Below are 24,313 nucleotides of genomic sequence, written 5' to 3'. Positions count from 1 at the left end.
GCCAGATTCGGACAACCACGTACGCCGGCGCAGGACGGCCCGGCACGGCCAAGCTCCCAACCTCCATCACCCCTGCGAGGGCAACGTGGGTCCCGAGCCGGAGCGTGCGCTGCAGCCGCGCCCGGCCGAGCCGGCACGGGCGAAGCCCGTAGCCGTCGGGCGGCGAGGCCCCCCACTCCCACCCAGATCCCTGTACGAGACCGATGTGGGTCCGAGCCCCAGCGTGCGCTGCAGCGAGGCCCTCCGCTTCCCCCAGATCCCTGTGCGAGACCGATGTGGTCCGAGCCGGCGCGTGCGCGGCAGCCGCGCACGGCCAGCCGGCACGGGCGAAGCCCGTAGCCGCCGGGGCGGGCAGGCTCCCCTTCTCTCGACCCCACCAGATCCCTGCGCGACTCGGATCTTGGTCCAAACGCGGACATGAGTCCGAACCGGGCGTGGGTCAAACTCGGGTGTAGCTCGGAGCCGCGTCGGCGGCGCTGGGCCGAAGCCACGCGAGGCCGAGCCGGCACGGGCGAAGCCCGTAGCCCGTCGGGGAGGGCAGGCCCCTTCCTCCCAACCAGATTCCGGCGCGAGGAGGATGTGGGGTCGAGCCGCGAGCCGGAGGTGCGCGGACGAGCGGGCACGGGGCGAAGCCCCGTAGCCGTCGGGGCGGCCGGGCTTCCTCTCCCTCCCTTTCCCCACTGGTCCGGATATGGCTGGTTGGGGGGCTGGGGATGGCCTATACCTGTGGGTGTGACGACGTACTCGGCGGTGGTGACTACGGGGATCTACTGTCGGCCGGGGTGTGGGGCGAAACCCCTGGCGGAGAACGTGCGGACGTTCGAACTGGCGGCGGCTGCGGAGGCGGCTGGGTTTCGGGCTTGTTTGCGGTGCCGGCCGTACCGGGTGGCTTCGCCGGTCGATGCTCGGGCGCCGGAGATGGTGTGCCGGGCGGTGCAGTTGATCATCGACGGCGTGCTCGACGATGGGACCGAGGTCGCGCTCGGGGAGCGGCTGGCGGTGTCGCCGCGGCATCTGCGGCGGATGTTTCGGGATCACCTCGGGGTGACGCCCGACCAGCTTGCGCGGTCCCGGCGGGCGCATTTCGCGCGGCGGCTGCTGGACGACTCGGATCTGACCGTCGCGGACATCGCGTTCGCGTCCGGCTTCGGGAGTTTGCGGCAGTTCAACCGGGAGATGCGGCAGGTGTTCCGCGCCGCGCCGCGCGAGTTGCGTGATCGCCGGCGGCGAGCTGATCGGCTGACCGCGGACGGCGGGTTGGTGATGCGGCTCCCGTACCAACCGCCGTACGACTGGCAGGCGATGCTCGCCTTCTTCGCGGCCCGCGCGATCCCCGGCGTCGAATCAGTTGCCGATGGCACCTACCGCCGGACCATCGCTCTCGACGGCGGCCCTGGCCTGCTCGAGCTGACTGCGGGCGATGGCGACCACCTGATCCTCCGCGCTCATCTTCCATACTGGGAAGGCCTGATCCACGTCGTCGAACGCGCTGCCCGGATGGTCGGCCTCGACACCGCGCCGGCTGAACTCGCGCAGGATCCGGTCCTGGGACCGCTCGTACGACGCCGCCCGGGCCTCCGCGTCCCCGGCGCCTGGGGACCGCTGGAGGCTGCCGTGCAGTCAGCCCTTGCCCAAGGCAACTCCCGCGAGGAGGCACGCGGTTTGGCCGGTGGGCTGGTCGAAGAGTTCGGTCACCCCGTCCCCGGGCTGCCGCACGGCCTCACGCATCTCTTCCCGTCGGCCGAGGCGCTCCAAAGCGCGACCGGCCTCCCACAGCTGATGGCCGAATCCTGCGTAGCCGACCCAGCCTTCCTCGATCAACCCCTGGACACCCTGATCGCCAACCTCACCAGCATCCCCGGCCTCACCGCCGACACCGCGCACACCATCGCCCTCCGCCTCGGCCACCAGGACGCGTTTCCACCAAGCCTGTACGCCGAACCGGCAAGCTGGCACCCCCACCAAGCTCTCGCCGCGACCTACCTCACCACGTGAGCCGGTGCACCGCGAGGGCGAAGCCCGAGGCGCCCCGGCGGTAGACGAGGTGCCGGCTGCCGGCAAGCTGGCACCCTCGCCAAGCTCTCGCCGCCACTTACCTCACCACGTGAGCCGGTGCACCCCGCGGGCAAGCCCGAGGTGCCCCGGCCGTGGACGAGGTGCCGGCTGCTGCCGGGCTGCGCTGCCCGAGGCCGAGGCGCCAACGCCGCCGGTGTGTGCCCGCCCGTAGCCGGGGCGACGGCCGCCGCCGAGGTGCCCCGGCCGTGGACGGGGAACCTCAACAACTACAGCGTTTCCGCGAACCGTAGTACGTTCCCGTACGGATCAATCACCTCGAGCGTCGGTCCGCCCGGCGCATCCACATCGATCCCCGGCCGTAGCGGCTGATCGGCCTGTGCGTGCAGCCGCTGATGCAGTTCGTTGACGTCGGCAACAGGAATCCACACCACGCCGTGCGGACTCCCGTCGCCGTGGTGCTCGGACAGATGCACCGTCGCCGACGCCCACGACACCTGCGCGTACACCGGCATCCCGACGTCGAACCGGTGTTCCCAGTCCAGCGTGAACCCGAGGAAGCCGACGTAGAACGGCAACGCGACCTCCATCGACATCACCCGCAGTACCGGCACGCTCGGCCCCGCCGCCACCCGGGCCGACCCGCCGGCCGCGAGGACGTTCCAGTCCTTGGCGCCCTGCTGATGCGCCACCAGTTCCAGCGCCAAGCTGTGCGAGATCTCGACGCCGGCGGCGGCAAGGTCCCCACGCAATCTCCGCGCGAGCGTTTTCGCGTTCTCCACACTCATGAACGGCCTTCCGTACGGCCCCACCAGTCCGGTGCTCGCGTTGTCGGATTCAGGACCGCTTCGAAAGCCGGATCCACCGAAGAGTTCACACGGTGTGCTTCACCAAACCCCGGAAAGGGGCGCGAGCGGCAGGCCACACCAAAGCCGTCTTCACGGTAACACCAAGCCTGTCGACCAAGGGAGCCCATCAGCAGTTAGACCCGCGCCACCAGCACCAACGACGGAACTCCGGCGACGCTCTGGGAGAGCCTGAGGTCGGCGACCGAATCGAAGCCTGCGGAGGCCAGCAACGCCCAGAGCTCGTCGGGCTGCCAGAGGTAGGTGGTCCATGCGACCGGCACACCGCCGTACGCCTCGGTTCGGACGAGCTCGCCGTCGCCTTGGTGCATGCCCAGGATGAGGTGGCCGCCGGGGACCAGGGCGCGGGCGAAGGACTGCAGCACCTGCGGGAGGACCTCGCGAGGCAGGTTGAACAACGACCACCAGCCGAGGATCCCGCCGTACGACGAATCCGCCAGTTCCAGCTCGGTGGCTGACGCGACGGCGAACTGCTGGCCGGGGTGCAATCGCCGGGCGTGCTCGATCATCCGGGCGGACAGATCGACCCCGGAGACGTCGAGCCCGCGCTCGGCCAGGTACGCGGTGACGTCGCCCGGGCCGCAGCCGACATCGAGCACCGGGCCGAGGCCGTGGACCGCGGCCGCGAAGCCGTCGATCGCGGCGCGCAGCCACGGGTACGTCGTGAGGTCACCGAGATTCAGCTCGACGTACTTGTCCGCGACGCGGTCGTACGAGGTCCTGACGGTGTCGAGGTCAGCCGGTTGGTCGATGCGGGAGGCAGTCATGCTGCCGGATGTTAGTGATCCCTGGTGGCGCGCAGGGTCGGCGGAGTCGGGTGCGGGCGGCGGGGCTCGCGGTCTCCGGACGGGTCGCCGGGGTACTGCTTCCAGGACCGGACCAGAGCGCGGCCGTGCTTGGTGAGCCGTACGAGGTCCAGTTGCTGGACCTCAGCGGCCGGGATGCCGAGCTGGGCGAGTGTGCGGTTGGCCGTGGCGGCCGCGAGATCGTGCTTGCGCGGGCTGGACTTGTGCTGGAGTACGACGGCCACCTGGCCGTCCGGGAGCTCTTCGGTCCGGACGAAACGCATGCCCTTGTCGAGCTTCGGGGAGTCGAGGGCCAGGTCTAGGTAGGCGGACGTGGTCAGGCGCCGGGCGAGCCGGGTGCGGGCGATCACTTCGTACTGAGCCATGTATTGATCATGCGTCGAAGGCCTACCGATTTCCAGGACGGTTTCCTGGACCTGCCGGACTCAGGCGCAAGCCGGCTCAAACGCTAGGCGGGTGAAAGCTCCTCGCCCGTCGCGTGGGACAGCTCCAGCGCCCGTGCCGCGTCGGCCAGGACCGCGGGGGAGGCGAGGGACTGCCAGCGCGGGACGAGTTCCTGCAGGTACGGCCGGAGCTTCCCGGCCAATTGCGGGGCGTGGTCGAGAACGTCCAGCTCGTTGACGATCGTCAGGTCGACGAACTCGCGCAGCTCGGCGGTGCTGAGCTCCTCCGATGTACCGGTGAACCGGTCCGTGACGGTGTGGTGCTCGGCCAGGTCGCGCCAGGTGGTCTCGCGTTCGCAGGCGCCGTACCGGTAGACGAGCTGCTCGGCCTCCGGCCCGATCACCGCTTCCAGGACGGGCCGCTCCTGCTGCCAGTCGAAGAGGTGGGTCGGGAACCCGTCGGTCCCGTACGCCGCGTGGGCGAGGCCGGCGAGCACCAAGGTGTCGGAGGCGCCGAGCGCCCGGAGCCGCTTCGCGACCCGGTGCAGATGAACGTAGAGCGTGCCGCCGGCGTGATCCAGCTCGTCGGCGCCGCGGACCAGCAGCAGCGATCCCAGGTCTTGGAAGGTGCTCATCTGACCTCTTCTGTTCGGAGCGGCCAGGGCCCGGAAGGTGAACCCAGAGCAAACACGGTACGGCGCGCAGGAGCCCCCCGCCCAGGACACGGCGTGCCGAATACGTCACACGGGATCGGGCGGGTCGCCGTAAAACTTCCGTTGCCGATCCAGTTCCGCCGGATGGGGGGACTGGTTGGGGTGGCCGCGCTGCGGTTGAGGTTGCTGGTCGGCTGACCGGCTGGGCTGTGGTCGCTTGCCGGTGACTGGCCGGGGCTGAGGGTGCTGGTCTGCGGCAGAAACGCGTCATGCCGGGCCGTTGGGGTCAACGGCCCGGCATGCTCCTCAGTGCGTCTGGGTGGGGGCGGACGCCTCTGCCCCTGCCCAGGGGTTCCACGGCCGGAGTTGGGGGAAGACCGCGTCCGGCTGCGGGATCGTGGGTGTTGTCAGTCGTCGAGCTCGGCGAGGGCGCGCTTGGCGGCTTCGAGCTCGGCCTCGAGGGCGGCGACCTTGGCGGCCTGCTGCTCGCGGGCGGCGTCGATGACCTCGTCGATCGGGCCGGACAGGTCCTCGTGCAGCTCCTTGGCGGCGCGGGAGACGGCCGCGGCGGCGACGAGCAGGTTCTTGGCGATGTAGCTGTTGCCCTGCTTCAGCTCGGCCTTCCACTCGCCGTCGGCGGTGCCGGTGACGGTCAGCGTGAGCTCGAGGGTCTTGGTCTTCTTGGCCGGGGCCTTCTTCGCGGGAGCCTTCTTCGGCTTCTCGGCGACCGGGGCCGGCGTGGCCTCGGCGGTAGCGGGAGCGGAGGCGTCAGCAGCAGCGGAGGCGTCAGCAGCAGCGGAAGCGTCGGCGGGAGCCGAGTCGTCCGAGAACGAAGGCTTCACTTCGGCGTCGTCGGCAGCGGGAGCCGTCACGTCCGTCGGCGTGTCGATCGCCTCGGCGGGAGTGTCGACGGCGTCGGTCTGAGCTTCAGCTGCAAAAGTGTCTACGGTCATCGTTGCGGCGATCTCCCTGGGTGAACATGTCCCCGCCGGAGCGGGCTGGCGCTGAGTGAACAGTAGAACATATGTTCGATCTCAGCGCCAATCCCACTGCCGCGTCAACGACTCAGGCGTCGTGCTCCTTGCGGTCACCCGACCAGTCGAGGTGGAACGCGCCCTCGCGGTCCACGCGGTGGTAGGTGTGCGCGCCGAACAGGTCCCGCAGGCCCTGGATCAGCGCCGCCGGCAGCCGCTCCGCGCGCAGGCCGTCGTAGTACGACAGCGAGGCCGAGAAGCCAGGAGCCGGTACGCCGGCCGCGGCGGCAACGCCGACGACCCGGCGCCACGCCTCCTGGCCGTTCGCGACGGCCTCCTTGAAGTAGTCGTCGACCAGCAGCGACGGCAGGTTCGCGTCGCGGTCGTACGCCTCCTTGATCCGGTCCAGGAACCGCGCCCGGATGATGCAGCCGCCGCGCCAGATCGTCGCCATCGCGCCGAGGTCGATGTTCCACCCGTACTGCTCGGAGGCGGCGCGGATCGCGTCGAAGCCCTGCGCGTAGGCCACCAGCTTCGACGAGTACAGCGCGTGCCGCACGTCCTCGATGAACGCGTCGCGATCGACCGACACCTTGCCCGCCGGACCAGGCAGTACGCCGGCCGCCGCCTCACGCCGTACGACGTCACCCGACAGCGACCGTGCGAACACGGCCTCGGCCATCCCGCTGACGGGGATCCCGAGGTCGAGCGCGACCTGCACGGTCCAGCGCCCGGTGCCCTTCTGCTCCGCCTGGTCCAGCACCACGTCCACGAACGGCCCGCCGGTCGACTCGTCGACCTGGGACAGCACCTCGGCGGTGATCTCGATGAGGAACGACTCCAGGTCGCCGCTGTTCCAGTCGCGGAACACGTCGGCGATCTCCGGGGCGGACAGCCCGAGCACGTGCCGGAGCAGGTCGTAGGCCTCCGCGATCAGCTGCATGTCGGCGTACTCGATGCCGTTGTGCAGCATCTTGACGAAGTGGCCGGCGCCGTCCGGGCCGACGTGGACGCAGCAGGACTCCCCGTTCACGTGCGCGGCGATCTTGGTCAGCATCGGCTCCAGCGCCGCGTAGGCGAACGTCGATCCGCCCGGCATGATGCTCGGCCCGTTCAGCGCCCCCTCCTCGCCACCGGAGACGCCGGCGCCGACGAAGTGCAGGCCCTTGGCCTTCAGGGCGTCCTCGCGGCGGCGGGTGTCGGCGAAGTGCGCGTTGCCGGCGTCGACGACGATGTCGCCCTCGTCCAGCAGCGGGACCAGTTCGTCGATCACCGCGTCGGTCGGCTCGCCCGCCTTGACCATGATGATGATCTTGCGCGGCGTCTCCAGCGACTCGACCAGCGCCGGGAGGTCCGCGGCCGCGGTGAACTCGCCCTCGTGGCCGAACTCCTCGATCAGGGCGTCGGTGCGGCCCTGGGACCGGTTGTGCACGGCGACGCGGAAGCCGTTGCGGGCCAGGTTCCGGGCCAGGTTGCGGCCCATCACGGCGAGGCCGGTGACGGCGATCTGGGCTGGAGCAGAACTCATCGGTGTCTCCTGCGGGTGAGGACTGGAGGAACGGACTGCGGGTCCAGTCTGTCGCCCGTGGCAACACCATGGCCCATCGGGTGACCAACTGGTGGAACTCCGCGTTCATTCCAGAATCTGCTCATCGAACTCTTCTCAACCGAGTGACCCGGATGGTAGACACTGAGAAATCGATTTCCCAGGTCTCCCGGAAGGTCTCCGCCTATGACCAGGTTGCTGCGACGAACCGCCGCGGCGCTCCTCGGAGCACTCCTCGTTCTCCCCGCCACGACAGCCCTCCAAGCCTCCAGTACGACGTACGCCGCGCCGAGTGTGTCCAGCGGCAACGGTCCGGTCGGCTGGGACGTCTACCGGCGGCTCGACCGCCTGCCCGAGCTGCAGAACGGCGTCCGGACCAAGCAGTTCTCCAGCTTCGGCCGCGACGGCACCAACAACGACGGTTTCGACGGCACGTACTCGTGCCTGCGCACCGACGCCTCCGGCTGCGTGATCGCCGAGGACGCCGGTCCGGGCGAGATCGCGTCGATCTGGTTCACCCGCGACGAGGGTGACGTCACGAGGACCGGCAGGATCACCATCGAGCTCGACGGCAAGAAGGTGGTGGACGCGAGCCTGCAGGACCTGGTGGACGGCAAGCTCGGCGCCCCCTTCGTCTTCCCGCTGGTCGCGAACGCGCTGGAGACCAGCGGCGGCGTCTACATCCGCGTGCCGATGCCGTACAGGCAGTCGATGAAGGTCACCACCCAGAGCAACCCGTACTTCTACCACGTCGACTACCGCGAGTTCCCCGACGCGAACGGCGTGAGCACGTTCGACCCGGCCGACAAGGCCGAGGATGTCGTGAAGTTGCTGCAGGCATCGGGCACCAAGGACCCGAAGCCCGTGAACCCGGCCGCGCGGACCACGAGCAAGCCGCTGAACCTTGCCGCGGGCAAGCAGGTGACGCTTGCCGACAGCTACGGTCCGGGCGAGCTCAGCGCACTGCGCCTGAAGCTGCCGCAGATCGTCGGTCTCGAGCTCGACGCGTTCACCGACGACGGCCGCGCCTTCACCGGCTCCAGCCAGTTCACGGTCAAGCTCGACCCGGCCAACACCGGGGTGAAGCTGACCCGGCGGATGGACCTGCGGATCGGCAACCAGCGCGCGAACGTACTGGTCGACGGCGTGAAGGTCGGCGAGTGGGCGCCGCTCCCCGGGCAGGGCGCGCAGTGGAACGACCAGGTCGTCGAGCTGCCGGCGAGCGCGACCGCGGGCAAGTCGCAGATCACCGTGAAGAACGAGTTCGTCTCCTCCGACCTGGACTTCAACGAGTTCACCTACTGGGCCGACTCGATCGTCGGCGGTACGGCGAAGCGCACGGACACCGTCGACGTCGGCCCGAACCACGTCGCCGACGAGCAGGCGCACGGGTACGTGATCGACAAGCAGGCCTGGTCGGGTTCGCACTCGATGCCGTACGCCGCGACGGCCGACGACGCGGCCCGGGTGAAGTCCTCCGACGCGCTGCTGGCCGGTGTCCGGGTGCAGGTGGTTGTCGACGGCAAGAAGCAGGTGGACGCGCCGATCGGCGAGTTCTTCGGCTCCGGTCTCGGCGAGAACCCGGTGAAGAGCCTGTTCTTCGCGATGGACCCGAACGGCTGGTACTCGTCCTGGTGGCCGATGCCGTACCTGGCTCGCGCGACCGTCACGCTGGTCAACACCACGGCGTATCCGCTGCAGGGCACGGCCGAGGTGACAAGCGCGCGGGACGCGAGCGCGGCCGTCGATCTGCTGACCGGCAAGAGCGGCTACTTCACCGCGATCTCGCACCGCGGCGAACCGGCGTACGGCAAGGACTGGACGATCGCCGAGGCGACCGGCCGCGGCAAGTTCGTCGGCGTCTCGCACACCATGGAGGGACTGCAGCCGGACGGCAACACCCGCGGTTACCTCGAGGGCGACGAGCGCGTGTACGTCGACGGCGAGCGCACCCCGGCGATCCACGGCACCGGGACCGAGGACTACTACGAGTCGGGCTGGTACTTCAACCAGGGCACGTACTCGACCCCGTTCCACGGCAACTCCGGGCACGAGGTCAAGGCCGGCGAGTGCGAGGTCGAGTGCGACAGCGCGTTCCGGCTGCACATCACCGACTCGATCGGTTTCCAGAACCAGCTGGCCTTCGGCATCGAGCACGGGCAGCAGAACGACCACGCGTCGCTCTACGGCTCGACCGCGTTCCTCTACACCAGCGCCGCGTTCGGGGCGCGCGAGACGGACCGGATCGACACCGGTTCGGCGAGCAGCAGGGCCGAGCACCAGTACGCCGACTCCGGTACACAGCAGGACCTCACATCGGTCTACGAGGGCGACCACGACGACACCGTGCTGACCGACCAGGTCCGCTCGACAACCGCACCGGTCAAGTTCGACGTGAAGATCGACCCGGTCAACCGCGGTGTGACAGTGCGCCGTACCAGCGACCAGAACGTGGCCTGGCAGTCCGTGAAGGTGCTTGTCAACGGCAAGGACGCGGGCACCTGGTTGCAGGCCCTCGGCAACGACCGCCAGCGCTGGCTGGACGACAACTACCAGCTCCCGGCCTCGCTCACCTTCGGGCGGACGAAGCTCAGCATCGAGCTCCGGCCGACCGCGGGAGCACCGGCCTGGACGGCGGCGGCGTACGCCGTGCAGTCGCTCGTCATCCCGTACGCCGACCACAAGGCGCCGGCGCCGGCGACCGGCCTGGTCGCGACCGGGCGGACCGACAACTCGATCGGGCTGACTTGGTCGGAGGCGTCGGACGACAGCGGCATCGCGACGTACAAGGTGTACGGCGCGAAGGCCGGTGCGGCCGAGAAGCTGATCGGCACGAGCACGGTGCCGGGCTTCGTGCACAAGGGACTCGGGCTGAAGGAGACCTGGACGTACCGGGTCTCGGCGGTCGACCTGGCCGGACACGAGAGTGCGAAGTCCGCGGCCGCGCAGGCGACGTCGGGCAGCACGATCCGGATCGAGGCCGAGACGCTGCTGCCGGCTGTGTCGGCGACCGTACCGGTCGATCCGCAGGGCAACTGCTGTGGAGTCAATTGGTCGGGTGGAAGTCAGTTGTGGATCCATGGGACGAAGGCGGGTGACAAGGTGGTGCTGGAGTTCTCGGTGCCGTCGGCCGGGGCGTACAAGGTGTCCTCGGTGCTGACGAAGGCGGCCGACTACGGAATCGTGGACCTGGCGATCGACGGCGGTACGCCGGTGTCGTTCGACGGGTACCAGGGGGCCGGGGTCGGCACGCAGAAGGTTGACCTGGGCAATGCGACGCTTGCTGCGGGCAAACACCAGCTGAGCGTCACGCTGACCGGGAAGAACGCCGCGGCGACCAACTTCCTGGCCGGCGTGGACCTGCTGGATCTGGAGCTCGGCTGATGCGCGGGCGAAGGATCCTGGCGGCGCTGGCGGGAGCTGCCGTTCTGAGCGCGGCAGCCCTGCCGGCGTCGGCCGGCCGAGGCGGAGGTGAGGACCGGGTGCGCAGTACGCCGTACGTGCAGGTGGACCGGGTCGTTGCGGCGGGCAAGTTCGTGAAGGTGTACGACCCGAGTGTGGGCGAGAACGAGCAGTGGTACTACAACGACCACACGCTCGTCCAGGACCGCGCGACCGGGACCTGGCACGTCTACGCGATCACGCACGCCGAACCGGCCAACCCGCTCGACGAGAAGAGCTTCGGGCACGCCACGGCGCCGACGCCGAACGGGCCGTGGACGAAGCAGGCGCCGGCGCTGTTCGCGGATCCGGCGGCGGGGGAGAGCCACATCTGGGCGCCGTACGTGATGTACGACGCCGGGACCTACTACATGTTCTACGCGGGTGGGACCGAGGACCACACGGCGTACCGGATGCAGCTGGCGACGTCCAAGGACCTCGTGAACTGGTCGCGGGACACGGCGGCGAACCCGTTGTTCACCGACGGGTTCGACGGGCGGGACCCGATGGTGCACCGGGTCGGCAACCAGTGGGTCATGTACTACACGGCCAACTCGACGCCCGCCGGAGGCAACCACATCGTTGCCTACCGCACGAGTCCCGACCTGCGGCACTGGAGCGAGCGGAAGACGGCGTTCCAGCACCCGGCGACCGGAACGTTCGGTGGGCCGACCGAGTCGCCGTTCGTGGTGCAGCGCGGGTCGGACTGGTACCTGTTCGTCTGTTGTGACGGCGGGTACGAGTCGACCAAGGTCTACAAGAGCAAGGATCCGCTGAAGTTCACCGTCGACCAGCTGGTCGGGACGATCGCGGCGCACGCGGCCGAGGTCGTGCAGGACGGGCGCAGGTGGTGGGTCACGGGCGCCGGCTGGGGCAAGGGCGGGCTGTACGTCGCGCCGCTCGACTTCGACGCGTTGCAGGTGACGAAGGGGCGGGTGGTGTCGACCAAGTACTACCGGGCCGACGTCCAGAGCGCACCGAAGGCCGCGCTGAAGTCGCTCGGCGTCGATCCGTCGGGGCGTGGGAACTACCAGGCCGCGTTGGACTCGTCGTCGCGGTCGACCGCGCCGTACCTGGCGGTGGGAAACTTCGGGGCGACGGACACGGCTGGGCCGGCTGCCCGGGTCGAGGCTCGGGGGGATCGGCTGGCGTTGAAGGGGATCAGCTTCAACGACGAGCCGGTGACGGCGGACTGGTCGTTCTTCTTCGGCGCGAGGACGTTCGACACGCAACTGCGGTGGAACGTGCTCGGTACGACGACCGCGCCGGTGTGGGAGGTCGCGCTGAACGTCGACTCGGCCCTCGGCAACCAGGGTGATCCTGGTGGGTTCGACCGAAACGGGGACGTCGCGGGCCTGCCGGCGTGGTCGATGGCGACGGGTCCGGGGCTGAGCGTCGTCGCGGCGTACAAGGCGGGTTCGGCGTGGTCGAGCGACAACCACTGGTACGACCCGCCGAACGGCGCGGTCGCGTGGCAACCGCTGTGGCAACCGGGCGGTCGTGCGCTTCCGCCCGGCACGTACGAGGGCGGCACCTTCCGCTTCGGCTTCTCGGCGAAGGAGAAGGACACCCAGTACGCCGATCAGCTGGCTGCTGAATTCAAGTAGTGCGAACCAAACGCCCCTGCCCCGCGCTGCGCGCGGGGCAGGGGCGTTTGGTGGGGGAAAGAGCAGCGGCGTGGCTTCGCCCGCCTCACGATCGCGCGACCGGCAGTCCGGTGCGCTTCTCCAGCAGGCCCGGCCCGCGGGATGGTCGGTGCACGGGTCCCTCGTTAGGGTCGGAGGATGACTTCCTTCAGTTTGGAGCCGCGGCGGACCGCGCTGGTGCTGATCGACCTGATGCCGCGGATCATCGCCCTGGAGACCGGGCCGCTGGCCGGGCGCGAGGTGCTTGATCGGTGCGTCGCGCTGGCGAAGGCGACGCGGTCGGTCGGTGGGCTGGTGGTGCACGTCCGGGTCGAGCGGCCGGGGGTGGGCGTGCAGCCCGAGGGGAGCGAGCTGGCGCCCGAGCTGGATCCGCAGCCGGGTGACCTGGAGATCGTCAAGCGGACCGTGGGCGCCTTCACGAACACCGGGCTCGACGAGGCGCTTCGGGCCCGCGACATCGAGACGATCGCGTTGGCCGGCATCGCGACCAACTTCGGCGTCGAGTCCACCGGACGCGCCGCCGACGACCTCGGCTACGCCACCGTCTACCTCACCGACGCGATGACCGGCCTCGACGCCAAGGCCCACGACTTCGCCGTCTCGTACGTCTTCCCCCGCTTCGGCACGGCGACCACCGGCGCCGAGTACGTCGCCGCGCTCAGCCCGACCACCGACTGATGGGGACTGCCTGGATCGCGATCGTCGGTACGGTCGTCGGGGCGGCGACCTCCTTCCTCTTCCAGCGGCTCGCGCAGAGCCGGACCGAGCGGTTCACGCGTGACGAGCAGCTGCGGGCCCGGCGGATCGACGCGTACAGCGACTTCGCCGAGCGGGTGATGGACTGGCGCCGCGCCCACATGACCCGCCTGCGCAAGCGGCTGGTCACCGGCCCGGACGTCGAGGACTACGAGCCGCTCAGGACCGAGAGCCACGTGCTGCGCGCCCGGTCCTGGGCCGCGTTCTACAAAGTGAAGCTGCTGTGCGGCGACCCCGCGTTGGAGCGGCTGGCGCTGGCGGCGATCGAGGCGACGCACGAGATGTCGGAAGCCGACGACCGGGTCTCGCTGGACGAGCTCGGGGAGTCGGTGCGGGCCAGGCTCGACGAGTTCCTCGAACGGGCGTCCGAGCAGGCGGTCGGCAGGGCCATCCGGAAGTAGTTGCCCCGGCGGTTGTATCCAGCGCTGATGGGTACCAGCGGGGGTGCACGACTATCGGACCTGGGAGCGGCGGATGCGATGGGTACTCGGGGTTCTGCTGCTCGTCAGCCTGAGCGCTTGTGCCGGGCCTGAGCAGAAGCTTCAGGACGCCGGCGCGCAGGCTGCTCGAGAGGCTGCGGCCGAGGTGGGGACGGCGCGAGTGGCAGTGCAGCAACTGCTGGAGGGGAACGTCTGGGCGCAACCGGCCAACCAGTTGGTGGCCGACTCGGAGAAGGCGCTGGACGGGATCGTCTCCGGGTTCGACAGCCAGCAGCCCGAGACCGACGAGGCCCAGAGGCTCTACGACGAGTACAGCAAGGCCCTGGACGACGCCGCGAAGGCGGTGACGACCGTCCGGATCGCGCTCACGAACAACGACACCTCCGCGGCGGCGCGGCAGGTCGGCGTACTGGAGAAGAGTGCGCAGCAACTGACGGAGCTGGCGCGGTGAAGAAGCTCCTCGCCGTCACCCTCGGGATCCTGACCGCGATCGGCGGGTTCGTCGACATCGGGGACCTGGTCACCAACGCGCTCGTCGGCGCGCGGTTCGGGATGCACCTGGCCTGGGTGGTCGTGGTCGGCGTGATCGGGATCTGCCTGTACGCCGACATGGCCGGCCGCGTGGTCGCGATGTCGGGCCGGCCGGTCTTCGACCTGATCCGCGAGCGCCTCGGCCGACGGACCGGGCTCGTCACGCTGGTCTCGTCGTTCCTCGTCACGGTGCTGACGCTGATCGCGGAGATCGGCGGCGTCGCGCTCGCGTTCGAGCTGGCCAGCGGCGTGAACTACCTGCTGTGGATGCCGCTGGCCGCGTTCGCGGTCTGGATGGTGATCTGGCGGGTCAAGTTCTCCAAGCTCGAGACCACCTTCGGCCTGCTCGGGCTGCTGCTGATCGTGTTCGCCGTCGCGCTGTGGAAGGTCGGCCCGGACTGGGGTCAGCTCCTGCACCAGGCGACCAGCCCGCGCCCGATCGGCCACGAGTCGTGGGCGACGTACGCGTACTACGCGATCGCGCTGTTCGGTGCCGCGATGACGCCGTACGAGGTGTTCTTCTTCTCCTCCGGCGGCGTCGAGGAGAAATGGACGCGGCGGGACCTGGCGACCGAGCGGGCGAACGTCTTCATCGGGTTCCCGCTCGGCGGGCTGCTGTCGCTGGCGATCGCCGGCTGCACGGCCGTGCTGTTCCTGCCGGCCGGGATCCAGGTGAGCACCCTCGGCCAGGTCGCGCTGCCGACCGCGGTCGCGCTCGGGAAGGTCGGCCTGGCCGTCGTGCTGATCGGGATCTTCGCGGCGACCTTCGGCGCCGCGCTGGAGACCGCGCTGTCCTGCGGGTACACGATCGCGCAGTACCGCGGCTGGCAGTGGGGCAAGTTCGTCCGGCCGCGGCAGGCGTCGCGGTTCCACCTGGTGATCGTCATCTGCCTGCTGCTGTCGGTGCTGACCCTGCTGACCGCGGTCGACCCGGTGAAGGTGACCGAGTACTCGGTGGTGTTCGCCGCGATGGCCCTGCCGCTGACCTACCTGCCGATCCTGATCGTTGCCAACGACCCCGACTACATGGGGACGGCCAAGAACGGGGCCGTGCGCAACTTCCTCGCGCTGGTCTACCTCGGGTTGTTGCTGGTGGCGTCGATCGCGGCGATTCCGTTGATGATCGTGACGAAGGCGGGGCAGTGATGAGTGGACGGGTACTGCACGCGCAGCTGCACCTGCTGGACCGGCAGCTGCTCGACCTGCACACCGGGCGCATGCTCGGCAAGATCGACGACGTCGAGCTCGACCTCGACGCCGAGGTGCCGGTGGTCACCGCGCTGATCTCGGGCGGCCGGTCGATCCCGGCGAACCAGGTCGTCGAGATCGAGTCGGCGGTGAAGATCCTCAACCAGGACCTCGACCTCGACCGGCACGACGAGTGGGTCGAGCAGCACCTGATCGGGCGGATCCCAGGAGCCGGCGATGCGACTGAATGAGTTGCTCGGACGCCGCGTGATCGATGCCGACGGCCAGGAGATCGGCGGCGTGGCCGATGTCCGGCTGGTGCAGGACGGACCGCTGCTCGCCTCCCGGCAGGCCGCGCTGCGGATCGACGGCCTGATCGTGGTGGAGAAGCGCTCGACGCGGTTGTTCGGGTACGAACGCCGCGTCGGCCCGGCGCTGCTGCGCTGGCTGGTCCACCGCCGGCTCGGCGCGGTCTGGTACCTGCCCTGGTCCGACGTCGCCGAGGTCGCGGAGACGGTCTCGATCCGCCGCGGGCGGGGCGAGCTCAGGTCGCTCGACGACGTCGCCAGGTACTGACCCGGACCGCGCCCAGACGGGCGTTGGTCGCTGCTGGATCCCACCTTGAGCACGGCCCAGCCGTCTCGGGAGCGTTCGGGCGGCTGGCCGGTGCTCAAAGTGGGGCCACGCGGTCAGACCGCCAGACGTCCGCCGTCCACCGGCAGGATGGCGCCGTGGACGAGGCTGGCGGCGTCGGAGGCGAGCCAGACGATCCCGGCTGCCACCTCCTCGGGGCGGCCGACGCGGCTGAGGGGTGTGGTCAGGGCGAAGCCGTCGAGGTTGTCGCCGAGTACGGCGGTGCCTTCGGTGCGGGTGGGACCGGGGCTGACCGCGTTCACCCGGACGCCGGCCGCGCCGAACTCGGCGGCCCACGTCTTGGTGAGCAGCTGCAACGCGGCCTTGCTCGAGCCGTAGACCGCCATCCCGGCCATCCCGAACGTGGCCACCATCGTCGTGACGTTCACGATCGCGCCGTACCCACGCTCGACCATCGCCGGCGCCAGCGCGGCGACCAGGAAGAACGGCGCCCGCACGTTCACGGCGTACACGGTCTCGAACTCGCTCGCCGACACCTCGGGGGTGAGCGCGATCGGGAACAGCCCCGCGTTGTTGACCAGTACGTCGACCTGCCCGCCGAGCTCGACCGCCCGCGCGGCCAGGTGCGTCACGCTGGCGGGATCGGTCAGGTCGGCCTGGACGAAGTCGGCCTTGCCGCCGTCCGCGCGGATCGCGGCGACGGTGGCCTCGCCGCGCTCGGTGTCGCGCCCGCTGACGATCACGTGCGCGCCCCGGGCGGCGAGCTGGGTGGCCACCTCACGCCCGATCCCGCTGGTGCTGCCGGTGACGAGGGCGGTCCGGCCGGTGAAGTCTGCAGTCATCAGATGCTGTCGCTTTCGCTGGTTGGAGTAGTTGCTCCAATCCTGCGGATCCAAAATTGGAGTATCAACTCCAAAATCGGTAGGCTCGACCGCGTGACACTGACACGCAAGGGACAGGCGACCCGCGAGCGGATCGTCGCGGCGGCCTCGCGGCTGATGCTCGACCAGGGCGTCGCGCGGACCACCGTCGAGGACATCCAGGGCGCGGCCGCGGTCAGCCCGTCGCAGCTCTACCACTACTTCCCGGGCAAGAACGCGCTGGTCCTGGCCGTGATCGAGTACCAGACCGGCCAGGTGCTGGACGCCCAGTGCCAGGGCCTCGACACGCTCGACAACTTCGATGCCCTCGGCAACTGGCGGGACCTGATGGTGGGCATTCTGACCGCCACCCAGTGCGCCGGCGGCTGCCCGCTCGGCTCCCTGGCCAGCGATCTGTCCGAGTCCGATCCGGTCGCCCGGGTTCAGCTCGCGAACGCCTTCCAGATGTGGGAGTCGCTGATCCAGGACGGTCTCACCCGCATGCAGGACCGCGGTGAGCTCAGCCGGTCCGCCGACACCGCCCAGCTCGCGGTCGCCATGCTCGCCGCCGTGCAGGGCGGCCTGCTGCTCAGCCAGGTCCGCCGTTCGCCGGACCCGCTGATCAAGTCCGTCGACACGATGATCGACCACCTGCGCACGCTCGCCGTCAGCTGACGCCGTACGGCGTCGACCCGCGTCAGGCGAAGCGCGCGGCGTTCTCCTCGGCCCACTTCCGCAAGGTCCGCGCCGGGTGGCCGGTGACGGTCTCGACCGTGTCGTTGACCGTCGTCTCGTCGACCACTCCGGCACCGAAGAACCCGTCGATGGCGTTCGCGTAGGCCTCCGGCATCGCGGCGAGCAACTCGGCGTGAGACTCCTCCCGCGACAACTCGACCGCGCGCAGCGGCCGTCCGAGCACCTCGCCGAGGATCCCCACCTGCTCGGCCGGCCGCAGCGCGACCGGCCCGGTCAACCGGTACGCCGTACCCGCGTGACCGTCCTCTGTCAGCGCCCGCACCGCGACGTCCGCGATGTCGTCGGGGTGGATCGTCGAGATCGGCACCTCGGGGTACTGCACCGTGATCTCGTCACCCGCCCGCACCTGGTCGAGCCAGCGCAACGTGTTGGACATGAAGGTGTTCGGCCGGAGGAACGTCCACTCGAGGCCCGACGCCTCGACCGCCCGCTCGGTCTGCAGGTGGTACGCCGCGATGGCGTTGTCGGTCGTCGTACCGACCACCGAACTGCTCGACAGCAGCACCACCCGCTCGACGCCGGCGGCCGCAGCTTTCGCCAGCAGCTCCTCGGTCCCCGCGTACCCGCTGAGCAGGAAGATCCCGCTCACCCCTTCGAGCCCCGCCGCGAACGTCTGGGGTTCGTTGAGATCCCCTTGCAGCAAGTCGATGCCGGGCGGCAGCTCCCGCTCACGACGCAGCAGGGCCTTCGCAGGTACGCCGTTCGCCGCGAGCGCGCGGACGACGGCACCGCCCGCGTTGCCGGAAGCGCCGGTCACCAAGATCGTCATGGGTTTCCCTTCGTCACAGCAGGCCGAGTTCGGTCGCGGTCCCGACGGCGCCGGCGATCTCGTGGGCGGGATCGCCCTCGTGGTAGACGCGTTCGTCGGGCTCAATGTTGTCCAGGAACCGCTGGTAGGTGATCGCGCCGAGCAGTCGGCTGAGCACCGCGATCGGCGGGAGGGCCCGAGCCGGATCGCCGGCCGGCCAGTGGCTGCGCCAGGCGGCGACCCAGGTCGACCGGGCCAGTTCCTGCTGCTGGGGTGGGAGATAGCCGCAGAGCCGGTGCAGGTCCGTGGCCGGATGGCCGAGATGGCTGTCGGCCCAGTCGACGATCCGGCGGGTGGTTCCGTCGGAGCGCCAGTTCCCGGTATGGAAGTCGCCGTGCACCAAGGTGTTGGGCAGGCCCGCGGACTCCAGCGTCGCCACCAGGCCGGGCAGTACGTCGACCAGTCGCCGGGCCTGCGCGAGGTCGTCGGGCGACAGCTGCGAGCCGGCGTCGCCGTCGAGCAGCCCGGTGAGTTCGCCGGCCACCTCCTGCGGAAGCATCCGGGGTGTCCGCAGCTCGGCCGGATCGAGAGTCGCCTGGACGGTGACCCACCGGCCGATCACGTCGCGCAGCGTCTCGTCGTCCGGTTCCCAGCAGTCGACGCCGGGCGCGTGCTCCAGCAACGACCATCGGTTCGCCGGATCGACCCCGAGTACGCCGGGCGCCAGCGTCTCGTCGTACCGGTGGACCTGGCGGATGACCTCGGCGTCGACGCTGCAGAACGAGCTGGTCGCCTTCGCCCACGCGTCGTCCAGGCGAACGAGGCAGGACAGGTTCCACGTCTTGACCTGCGCCGGCCGGACGGGACCGAGGATGCCCTGCGCCCACTCGATCAGCCGCCGTGGACCGTCGACCTCGGCCCAGGTCGCGCGGAGCGGATGCGGCTTCACGATCTCGGCCCACTCCGGCCGTGGCGCCGGATGGAGGACTCCCGGACGCGGCTCCGCGGCGACCTGGACGTGGTACACCACGCGGCCACCGCGACGAGTCTCCGCCTCGTCGGCATGGACCAACCGCAGCACCAGGCTCTGCACGCCGAGCAGCCGATCCAAGGACGCCGTGGTCGCCTCGATCTCGGACCACCACGGCCGGTCGGCCTCGAAGGCCGGCACCCTGCCCAGGTACCGGTCGCCGAGGCTGACCAGCGCCTCCACCGTCTTCGTCTCGCTCACCTCACCGATGGTCCGGCATAGCGGGGGCCGCCGCCTGCGAATTACGCCGGACTCGGTGCCAGGTCCGCCGACCCGTGCGTACGACGGCGCCCGCGTGCAGGTCGACGGTCTCCTCCGGGTCGGTCAGTTTCATCCCGTCGATACTGACCGCGCCCTGCCGCAGCAGCCGTCGTAGCTCCGACTTGCTGACATCCGGCCGTACGGCGATCAGCAACTCCAGCGCCGACAGTGCCGGCGAGTCGATGACCACCTCCGGCAGGTCAACCGGCTCGGTCCGCTGCGAGAACACGCGCTGGAACGCGTCCAGCTCGGCTCGCGCCGTACCGGCGCAGTGGTAGCGGGTGACCACGGCTGCGGCCAGCCTGAGCTTGGCGTCCCGGGCAGCCGGTCCGCCGACCGCGGCGGCGCTGCCGAGTGCGGCGACGGCGTCCAGCGGCAGCTCGGTGTAGACGCGGGCGTACGTCTCGACCAGGTCGTCCGGCAGGCTCATCAGCTTGCCGAACTTGTCCTGGGGCGAGTCCGTCAGCGCGACGTAGTTGTTCAGCGACTTCGACTGCTTCGGGCCGCCGTCGAGGCCGGGCGTGATCGTGCTGGTGATCACCACCTGCGGTTCGGCGCCCAGCCGTTGCTGGAAGTGCCGCCCTAGTTGCTCGTTGAACAGTTGGTCCGACCCCACGATCGTCAGGTCGCTGCCCAGGGCGAAGCTGTCGTAGCCCTGGAGGACGGGGTACGTCAGTTCGTGCAGCGCGATCTCGCGGCCGGCCGCGACCCGGCTGCGGAACATGTCGCGCGCCATCAGCTGCGCCTGGGTCACCTGCGCGAACAGGCCGAGCAGCGTCGCGACGTCCATCGCGTCGTACCACTCGGAGTTGCGCCGTACCTCGAACACCTCGGGGTCGGTCCGCAAGACCAGCGACACCTGCTCGAGGAACGCGGCCGCGTTCACCTCGATCTCCTCCGGCGTCAGCATCGGTCGGGTCTCGCTGCGGCCGGTCGGGTCGCCGATCCGCGTGGTCAGGTCGCCGAGCAGGAACACGACGGTGTGGCCGAGGTCCTGCAGGCCGCGCATCATCCACAGGTTGACCGCGTGCCCGAGGTGCAGGTCGGGCGCGGTGCAGTCGACGCCGTACTTGATCCGCAGCGGGCGGCCGGACTCCAGCCGGGTGCGCAGGTCGGCCTCGCCGACGATGGTGTCGGTGGTCCGCCGTAACCGGTCGATCACGGCCTGGGCGTCGTTCATGGGGGTCCTCTCGGAGCAGACGGCGAGAGGCCACGGCGAGCCTCCCGGCAACGAAAAGAGGCAGGAACCGGACGGTTCCTGCCTCGGAGGCTCTGGTACGAAGCTGCTTCAGGGAACGACTAGCTCCCGGCTCCTCCCAGAGCCGGTCGATACGTCGCCTGCTGCTTCGTCACGTTCGCCAGGCTAGCACTAGGCTTGACCGATGAACACCGAGAAGGTCGTCCTGCTGGACGAGGCAGGACGGGCGATCGGCACCGAGGACAAGGCGACCGTGCACCACGCGTCGACGCCGTTGCACCTCGCCTTCTCCAGCTACGTGTTCGACCGGCGCGGCCGGGTGCTGCTGACCCAGCGGGCGCACACCAAGACCACCTGGCCGGGCGTCTGGACGAACAGTTGCTGCGGGCATCCCCTGCCCGGCGAGGCACTTCCGGACGCCGTCCGCCGGCGGCTGTCCGACGAGCTCGGCGTGATCGCCGTCGCCGAGCAGGTCGACCTGGTGCTGCCCGAGTTCCGCTACCGCGCGGAGATGCCGGCGGGGATCGTCGAGAACGAGCTGTGTCCGGTCTACCGCGTCAGATGGGACGGCGACCCGCGGCCCGATCCGGCGGAGGTCGCGGCGTACGAGTGGGTGGAGTGGGCGGACGTCGCCGGGTGGCCGGGCCTGTCGCCTTGGTGCCTGCTGCAGCTGGACGCCTTGGCAGCTTTGGGTGGGACGCCTGCCGACTGGGTCGTAGGTGACCCGAGTCTGCTCCCGCCTGCAGCTCTACATCCGTAACTGCTTGAAGAGCTCGTCGCCGGTCCAGGCTCGGCGCGGACCGGCCTCTTCGGCGCGGATGAGGTCGACGAGCTTGGCATTGACCGGAGCGGTGCGGTCGAGCGACTCCGCCAGGCGGACGACCTCGCCGTTCAGGTAGTCGATCTCGGTGCGCCGGCCGGCTTGCAGGTCTTCCCACATCGACGAGCGGGCGTGCGGGTCGATCGCGAGCATCTTCGACGCCAGGCGGCGGAAGAGGAAGTCCGGTAGACGGAGCACCATCGGCAGTCGGTCGGCGGGCAGCGCGGTGAGGCGGGCGGGCCGGATTCCCTTGGCCTGCAGGAGTTTCAGCGTCTCCTCCTGTGCCGCGGCCAGGCAGCGACGATACCCACGCTGCGACAGCTCGTCGCGCAACGGTAGGTCGGACAGCGCGTTGACCGGGTTGTTGAGATTGAGCAGCAACTTGGCCCACTGCACCGGCAAGAGGTCCGCGTGCTGCGTCAACGGCAGGCCGGCCTTCCCGAACGCTTCGACGTACGGCGTCAATGCGGCGTGCTCCTGCACGTCGAGCCCACCCTCGGTGCCTTGGTGGAACGCTCCGCCGCCCTTGTTCAGCACGTTGAACGGGACCATCCCGGACAGCACGATCTGCTCCGGCAACCGCTCGCGCAGCACCTCGCCGTTCCGCACGCCGTTCTGAAAGCTCACGACCACCGCACCCGGCTTCAGTACGGCGGCCAGCTCGTCGGCGGCCCCCTCGGTCGCAGCCGACTTCACCGTCACCAGCACCAGATCGGCGTCCGCGACCGCCGCCGCCGTCGTCGCGAACCGCAGCCCGTCCACCCGCAGATCCGCGCCGAGGTAGTCGGTCAGACGAAGCCCGTGCTCGGCCAGTTCGTCACCGACCCGCTGCCGCCCGACGAACACGACGTCGGCCCCACCGGCGACCAGCCGTCCTCCGACGTAGCAGCCGATCCCACCGGCGCCGTACACCGCGATCGTCACCGCGTTCTCCCTCCGGGCGTGACCTCACCGGTCAGCTCCTGAAGTATCGACCACAACTCGTCCAGCCGCTCGGCGCCGAGTCGCTCCCGCCAGTCGTCCCGGACGACGTCGATCGCGCGCACCAGGTCCTTCTCCAGCCGGCGTCCTTTCGCCGTCAAACGCACCAGCCGAGCCCGCGAGTCCGCTGGGTCGGGTGCCCGGGTCAGATAGCCGTGCCGCTCCAGATGCGTCACCAGCTCGTGCATCGACTGCTTGGTGATCCCTGCGTGCGCCGCGAGTTCACTCGTGTGCAGCCCGTCGATCCCACCGAACCGGAACAGTTGCAGGTGGGCCGGCCGGAGCTCCGGATACCGCTGACCGAGCTCTGCCTCGACGGCAGTCATCGCCTGATCGAACGCCACCCGCAACAACCCGAACCACCGCCCGGGTGAGCTGTACTCCGTTGACATGACGGTCAGGGTACCTTACCTTTACGGTCAGGATGCCTGACCATCACGACAAGGGGGAGCGATGACCGCCCGACAGCAACTGACCACGTACCTGAACGGCAAACGGATCCCACCGGTCCTCGCCGTACTGGCCGAACTCGGGATCGCCGACGCGCTGGTCGGCAAACCGCTGACCGCCGCCGAGTTGGCTGAGCAAGTCGGAGCCGACCCTCGCGCGCTCTACCGCGTACTCCGCGCCGCCGCGAGCATCGGCGTCTTCGCCGAGGACTCCGACGGCCGCTTCACGCTCACCGAGACCGCCGAGCTGCTCCGCTCAGACGTCCCCGGATCCCTGCGGGCCGCGGCCCAGATGTTCGCCCTGGAACCGTTCTGGTCGCCGTACGCGAACATCGCCGAGTCCGTCCGGACCGGGAAGCCCGCCTTCGAGAGCACCTTCGGGACCAGCATCTACGACTACCTGCAGACCCACCCCGACGACGCCGCGGTCTTCGGCGCGACGGTCGCGAGCTTCCACGACCAGGCGATGGCGCCGATCGTCGCCGCGCACGACTTCTCGCCGTACGGGACTGTCGTGGACCTCGGTGGTGGCTCCGGCAACCTGCTGATCGAACTGCTGACCGCCTACCCCGACCTTCGCGGCGTACTGCTCGAGCTCGACGCCGTCCTGCCCGCGGCCGACCAGGCCCTCGAAGCTGCCGGCCTGCGCGACCGGGTCGACCTCGTCGCGGGCGACTTCTTCACCGCGGTCCCGCCCGGCGACGTCTACGTGATCAAGAGTTGCCTGCACAACTTCACCGACGACCAGGCGATCCAGATCCTCCGCGCGACCCGCACCGCCAGCGCACCCGTCCTGGTGGCCGAGACGATGATCCCGCCGGGCAACACCGCGCACTACTCCAAGTTCGACGACATCGAGATGCTGGTGATCGCCGGCGGCGTCGACCGGACCGAGCAGGAATGGTCGGACCTGGTCACCGCCGCCGGCTTCACGCCACGCGAGATCGTCCAGTGCGACGAACGCTTCTCGCTGCTGGTCGCCGACTAGACCGCGTCGTCGTCCTCGGCGTCCTCGTCGCTGTCGGCGAGGCTCCACTTCAGCTGGAACTCGACCTCTTCCTCGTCCTCGCCGCGCTCGTGCTCCACGCTGAACTGCGCGTTCCGCGGGACGGTGAACCGCTCCCCGGCGATCTGGATCCGGAACGGCTTCCCGGCCTCCAGCGCGTCGGCCAGCCGGCGCAGCTTCGCCGCGAACTCCTCGACGGTGTACGTCTTCTCGACATCTCTCTCACTCATGCCGCACATCCTGGCAGCCGGTGGGGCGACCGAAAATCAGCTGCGCGGTGTTGAACCGCTCACCTATCGTGGAGCCATGGCTACTTGCCTCTGTGTCTAGCTGCGCGACCCGCTTCCGTACCCGAAGTGTGTCCCGC

26 protein-coding genes are annotated in these 24,313 nt (G+C 69.8%); 13 read left to right on the top strand and 13 right to left on the bottom strand.

The window, feature by feature from the left end; translation table 11 throughout:
- Window positions 1-726 precede the first annotated feature (726 nt).
- Window positions 727-1,995: a bifunctional transcriptional activator/DNA repair enzyme AdaA gene (locus ABD235_RS14070; protein WP_344174127.1), complete on the top strand. Its 1,269-nt coding sequence runs from the start codon at window positions 727-729 to the stop codon at window positions 1,993-1,995.
- 287 nt (window positions 1,996-2,282) lie between these two features.
- On the opposite strand, the gene ABD235_RS14065 is transcribed toward ABD235_RS14070, so the two are convergent.
- The 4 genes from ABD235_RS14065 to ABD235_RS14050 form a co-directional block, all read right to left on the bottom strand.
- The gene (locus tag ABD235_RS14065) at window positions 2,283-2,801 is read right to left on the bottom strand and encodes a glyoxalase superfamily protein (protein WP_344174125.1); all 519 of its coding nucleotides are present in this window, start codon (window positions 2,799-2,801) and stop codon (window positions 2,283-2,285) included.
- Window positions 2,802-2,995: 194 nt separating this feature from the next.
- Entirely contained in the window at window positions 2,996-3,646 is a 651-nt protein-coding gene (locus tag ABD235_RS14060; RefSeq protein WP_344174123.1) for a class I SAM-dependent DNA methyltransferase, read from the bottom strand.
- Between the two features lie 11 nt (window positions 3,647-3,657).
- Window positions 3,658-4,050: a hypothetical protein gene (locus ABD235_RS14055; protein WP_344174120.1), complete on the bottom strand. Its 393-nt coding sequence runs from the start codon at window positions 4,048-4,050 to the stop codon at window positions 3,658-3,660.
- An 83-nt stretch (window positions 4,051-4,133) separates the two neighbouring features.
- Window positions 4,134-4,703: a DUF6817 domain-containing protein gene (locus tag ABD235_RS14050; protein WP_344174118.1), complete on the bottom strand. Its 570-nt coding sequence runs from the start codon at window positions 4,701-4,703 to the stop codon at window positions 4,134-4,136.
- A 93-nt stretch (window positions 4,704-4,796) separates the two neighbouring features.
- On the opposite strand from ABD235_RS14050, the gene ABD235_RS14045 reads away from it, so the two are divergent.
- The gene (locus ABD235_RS14045) at window positions 4,797-4,919 is read left to right on the top strand and encodes a hypothetical protein (protein WP_344174116.1); all 123 of its coding nucleotides are present in this window, start codon (window positions 4,797-4,799) and stop codon (window positions 4,917-4,919) included.
- A 209-nt stretch (window positions 4,920-5,128) separates the two neighbouring features.
- On the opposite strand, the gene ABD235_RS14040 is transcribed toward ABD235_RS14045, so the two are convergent.
- Together ABD235_RS14040 and gndA are read right to left on the bottom strand one after the other, a co-directional pair.
- Complete coding sequence (locus ABD235_RS14040) at window positions 5,129-5,674, bottom strand: DUF6319 family protein (RefSeq protein WP_344174114.1); 546 nt, start codon at window positions 5,672-5,674, stop codon at window positions 5,129-5,131.
- A gap of 112 nt (window positions 5,675-5,786) precedes the next feature.
- Complete coding sequence (gndA, locus tag ABD235_RS14035) at window positions 5,787-7,223, bottom strand: NADP-dependent phosphogluconate dehydrogenase (protein ID WP_344174111.1); 1,437 nt, start codon at window positions 7,221-7,223, stop codon at window positions 5,787-5,789.
- A 204-nt stretch (window positions 7,224-7,427) separates the two neighbouring features.
- On the opposite strand from gndA, the gene ABD235_RS14030 reads away from it, so the two are divergent.
- The 8 genes from ABD235_RS14030 (at window position 7,428) to ABD235_RS13995 (ending at window position 15,819) form a co-directional block, all read left to right on the top strand.
- Window positions 7,428-10,625: a DUF2961 domain-containing protein gene (locus tag ABD235_RS14030; protein ID WP_344174109.1), complete on the top strand. Its 3,198-nt coding sequence runs from the start codon at window positions 7,428-7,430 to the stop codon at window positions 10,623-10,625.
- On the top strand, window positions 10,625-12,289 hold the full coding sequence (locus ABD235_RS14025; RefSeq protein WP_344174107.1) for a family 43 glycosylhydrolase: 1,665 nt from the start codon (window positions 10,625-10,627) through the stop codon (window positions 12,287-12,289). The genes ABD235_RS14030 and ABD235_RS14025 overlap by 1 nt, the downstream gene beginning before the upstream one ends.
- A gap of 177 nt (window positions 12,290-12,466) precedes the next feature.
- Complete coding sequence (locus ABD235_RS14020) at window positions 12,467-13,006, top strand: isochorismatase family protein (RefSeq protein WP_344174104.1); 540 nt, start codon at window positions 12,467-12,469, stop codon at window positions 13,004-13,006.
- Window positions 13,006-13,485, top strand: coding sequence for a hypothetical protein (locus tag ABD235_RS14015; protein ID WP_344174102.1), 480 nt, complete (start codon window positions 13,006-13,008; stop codon window positions 13,483-13,485). Before ABD235_RS14020 ends, ABD235_RS14015 begins: the two co-directional genes overlap by 1 nt.
- 73 nt (window positions 13,486-13,558) lie before the next feature.
- Entirely contained in the window at window positions 13,559-13,975 is a 417-nt protein-coding gene (locus ABD235_RS14010) for a hypothetical protein (RefSeq protein WP_344174100.1), read from the top strand.
- Window positions 13,972-15,201, top strand: coding sequence for an NRAMP family divalent metal transporter (locus tag ABD235_RS14005; RefSeq protein ID WP_344174098.1), 1,230 nt, complete (start codon window positions 13,972-13,974; stop codon window positions 15,199-15,201). Before ABD235_RS14010 ends, ABD235_RS14005 begins: the two co-directional genes overlap by 4 nt.
- Entirely contained in the window at window positions 15,201-15,494 is a 294-nt protein-coding gene (locus tag ABD235_RS14000) for a hypothetical protein (protein ID WP_344174095.1), read from the top strand. The genes ABD235_RS14005 and ABD235_RS14000 overlap by 1 nt, the downstream gene beginning before the upstream one ends.
- Entirely contained in the window at window positions 15,481-15,819 is a 339-nt protein-coding gene (locus ABD235_RS13995; protein WP_344174093.1) for a hypothetical protein, read from the top strand. Before ABD235_RS14000 ends, ABD235_RS13995 begins: the two co-directional genes overlap by 14 nt.
- A gap of 113 nt (window positions 15,820-15,932) precedes the next feature.
- Here the strand turns inward: ABD235_RS13995 and ABD235_RS13990 are convergent, their stop codons facing one another.
- A complete protein-coding gene (locus ABD235_RS13990; protein WP_344174091.1) occupies window positions 15,933-16,679 on the bottom strand; it encodes an SDR family NAD(P)-dependent oxidoreductase in 747 nt (248 codons plus the stop codon).
- A 93-nt stretch (window positions 16,680-16,772) separates the two neighbouring features.
- Between ABD235_RS13990 and ABD235_RS13985 the strand changes: the two genes are divergently transcribed.
- Window positions 16,773-17,372 carry a TetR/AcrR family transcriptional regulator gene (locus ABD235_RS13985; RefSeq protein ID WP_344174088.1) on the top strand — a complete coding sequence of 200 codons (600 nt, stop codon included), beginning with the start codon at window positions 16,773-16,775 and terminating at the stop codon, window positions 17,370-17,372.
- A gap of 22 nt (window positions 17,373-17,394) precedes the next feature.
- Here ABD235_RS13985 and ABD235_RS13980 read toward each other — a convergent pair whose 3' ends face one another.
- From ABD235_RS13980 to tyrS, 3 genes are read right to left on the bottom strand one after another with little or no spacing between them, the layout of a single operon-like run.
- On the bottom strand, window positions 17,395-18,222 hold the full coding sequence (locus ABD235_RS13980; RefSeq protein ID WP_344174086.1) for an NAD(P)H-binding protein: 828 nt from the start codon (window positions 18,220-18,222) through the stop codon (window positions 17,395-17,397).
- A 13-nt stretch (window positions 18,223-18,235) separates the two neighbouring features.
- Window positions 18,236-19,432, bottom strand: coding sequence for an aminoglycoside phosphotransferase family protein (locus tag ABD235_RS13975; RefSeq protein ID WP_344174084.1), 1,197 nt, complete (start codon window positions 19,430-19,432; stop codon window positions 18,236-18,238).
- A 1-nt stretch (window position 19,433) separates the two neighbouring features.
- Window positions 19,434-20,672: a tyrosine--tRNA ligase gene (tyrS, locus tag ABD235_RS13970; protein WP_344174082.1), complete on the bottom strand. Its 1,239-nt coding sequence runs from the start codon at window positions 20,670-20,672 to the stop codon at window positions 19,434-19,436.
- Between the two features lie 202 nt (window positions 20,673-20,874).
- Here tyrS and idi point away from each other — a divergent pair, with 202 nt between their 5' ends.
- Window positions 20,875-21,450 carry an isopentenyl-diphosphate Delta-isomerase gene (idi, locus tag ABD235_RS13965; protein WP_344174079.1) on the top strand — a complete coding sequence of 192 codons (576 nt, stop codon included), beginning with the start codon at window positions 20,875-20,877 and terminating at the stop codon, window positions 21,448-21,450.
- Here the strand turns inward: idi and ABD235_RS13960 are convergent.
- Together ABD235_RS13960 and ABD235_RS13955 are read right to left on the bottom strand one after the other, a co-directional pair.
- Window positions 21,439-22,434, bottom strand: a complete 996-nt coding sequence (locus ABD235_RS13960; RefSeq protein ID WP_344174076.1) for a 2-dehydropantoate 2-reductase — start codon at window positions 22,432-22,434, stop codon at window positions 21,439-21,441. The genes idi and ABD235_RS13960 overlap by 12 nt on opposite strands.
- Window positions 22,431-22,883: a MarR family winged helix-turn-helix transcriptional regulator gene (locus tag ABD235_RS13955; RefSeq protein WP_344174074.1), complete on the bottom strand. Its 453-nt coding sequence runs from the start codon at window positions 22,881-22,883 to the stop codon at window positions 22,431-22,433. The genes ABD235_RS13960 and ABD235_RS13955 overlap by 4 nt, the downstream gene beginning before the upstream one ends.
- A 61-nt stretch (window positions 22,884-22,944) precedes the next feature.
- Between ABD235_RS13955 and ABD235_RS13950 the strand changes: the two genes are divergently transcribed.
- Complete coding sequence (locus ABD235_RS13950; RefSeq protein WP_344174072.1) at window positions 22,945-23,928, top strand: methyltransferase; 984 nt, start codon at window positions 22,945-22,947, stop codon at window positions 23,926-23,928.
- Here ABD235_RS13950 and ABD235_RS13945 read toward each other — a convergent pair.
- Complete coding sequence (locus ABD235_RS13945; RefSeq protein WP_344174070.1) at window positions 23,925-24,176, bottom strand: amphi-Trp domain-containing protein; 252 nt, start codon at window positions 24,174-24,176, stop codon at window positions 23,925-23,927. The genes ABD235_RS13950 and ABD235_RS13945 overlap by 4 nt on opposite strands.
- Window positions 24,177-24,313: the final 137 nt, after the last annotated feature.

The sequence above is a fragment of the Kribbella lupini genome (genome assembly GCF_039529595.1).
Taxonomy (GTDB): Bacteria; Actinomycetota; Actinomycetes; order Propionibacteriales; family Kribbellaceae; genus Kribbella; species Kribbella lupini.
The sequence above is the reverse complement of the archived record's forward strand: the minus strand, read 5'-3'. Positions and strand labels throughout refer to the sequence as shown.

Coding starts and splice junctions, on each gene's coding strand:
- ABD235_RS14065 (WP_344174125.1), bottom strand. CDS start 2,801: ATGAGTGTGGAGAACGCGAAAACGCTCGCGCGGAGATTGCGTGGGGAC.
- ABD235_RS14060 (WP_344174123.1), bottom strand. CDS start 3,646: ATGACTGCCTCCCGCATCGACCAACCGGCTGACCTCGACACCGTCAGG.
- ABD235_RS14055 (WP_344174120.1), bottom strand. CDS start 4,050: ATGGCTCAGTACGAAGTGATCGCCCGCACCCGGCTCGCCCGGCGCCTG.
- ABD235_RS14050 (WP_344174118.1), bottom strand. CDS start 4,703: ATGAGCACCTTCCAAGACCTGGGATCGCTGCTGCTGGTCCGCGGCGCC.
- ABD235_RS14040 (WP_344174114.1), bottom strand. CDS start 5,674: ATGACCGTAGACACTTTTGCAGCTGAAGCTCAGACCGACGCCGTCGAC.
- gndA (WP_344174111.1), bottom strand. CDS start 7,223: ATGAGTTCTGCTCCAGCCCAGATCGCCGTCACCGGCCTCGCCGTGATG.
- ABD235_RS14030 (WP_344174109.1), top strand. CDS start 7,428: ATGACCAGGTTGCTGCGACGAACCGCCGCGGCGCTCCTCGGAGCACTC.
- ABD235_RS14025 (WP_344174107.1), top strand. CDS start 10,625: ATGCGCGGGCGAAGGATCCTGGCGGCGCTGGCGGGAGCTGCCGTTCTG.
- ABD235_RS14020 (WP_344174104.1), top strand. CDS start 12,467: ATGACTTCCTTCAGTTTGGAGCCGCGGCGGACCGCGCTGGTGCTGATC.
- ABD235_RS14015 (WP_344174102.1), top strand. CDS start 13,006: ATGGGGACTGCCTGGATCGCGATCGTCGGTACGGTCGTCGGGGCGGCG.
- ABD235_RS14010 (WP_344174100.1), top strand. CDS start 13,559: ATGCGATGGGTACTCGGGGTTCTGCTGCTCGTCAGCCTGAGCGCTTGT.
- ABD235_RS14000 (WP_344174095.1), top strand. CDS start 15,201: ATGAGTGGACGGGTACTGCACGCGCAGCTGCACCTGCTGGACCGGCAG.
- ABD235_RS13995 (WP_344174093.1), top strand. CDS start 15,481: ATGCGACTGAATGAGTTGCTCGGACGCCGCGTGATCGATGCCGACGGC.
- ABD235_RS13990 (WP_344174091.1), bottom strand. CDS start 16,679: ATGACTGCAGACTTCACCGGCCGGACCGCCCTCGTCACCGGCAGCACC.
- ABD235_RS13980 (WP_344174086.1), bottom strand. CDS start 18,222: ATGACGATCTTGGTGACCGGCGCTTCCGGCAACGCGGGCGGTGCCGTC.
- tyrS (WP_344174082.1), bottom strand. CDS start 20,672: ATGAACGACGCCCAGGCCGTGATCGACCGGTTACGGCGGACCACCGAC.
- idi (WP_344174079.1), top strand. CDS start 20,875: ATGAACACCGAGAAGGTCGTCCTGCTGGACGAGGCAGGACGGGCGATC.
- ABD235_RS13955 (WP_344174074.1), bottom strand. CDS start 22,883: ATGTCAACGGAGTACAGCTCACCCGGGCGGTGGTTCGGGTTGTTGCGG.
- ABD235_RS13950 (WP_344174072.1), top strand. CDS start 22,945: ATGACCGCCCGACAGCAACTGACCACGTACCTGAACGGCAAACGGATC.
- ABD235_RS13945 (WP_344174070.1), bottom strand. CDS start 24,176: ATGAGTGAGAGAGATGTCGAGAAGACGTACACCGTCGAGGAGTTCGCG.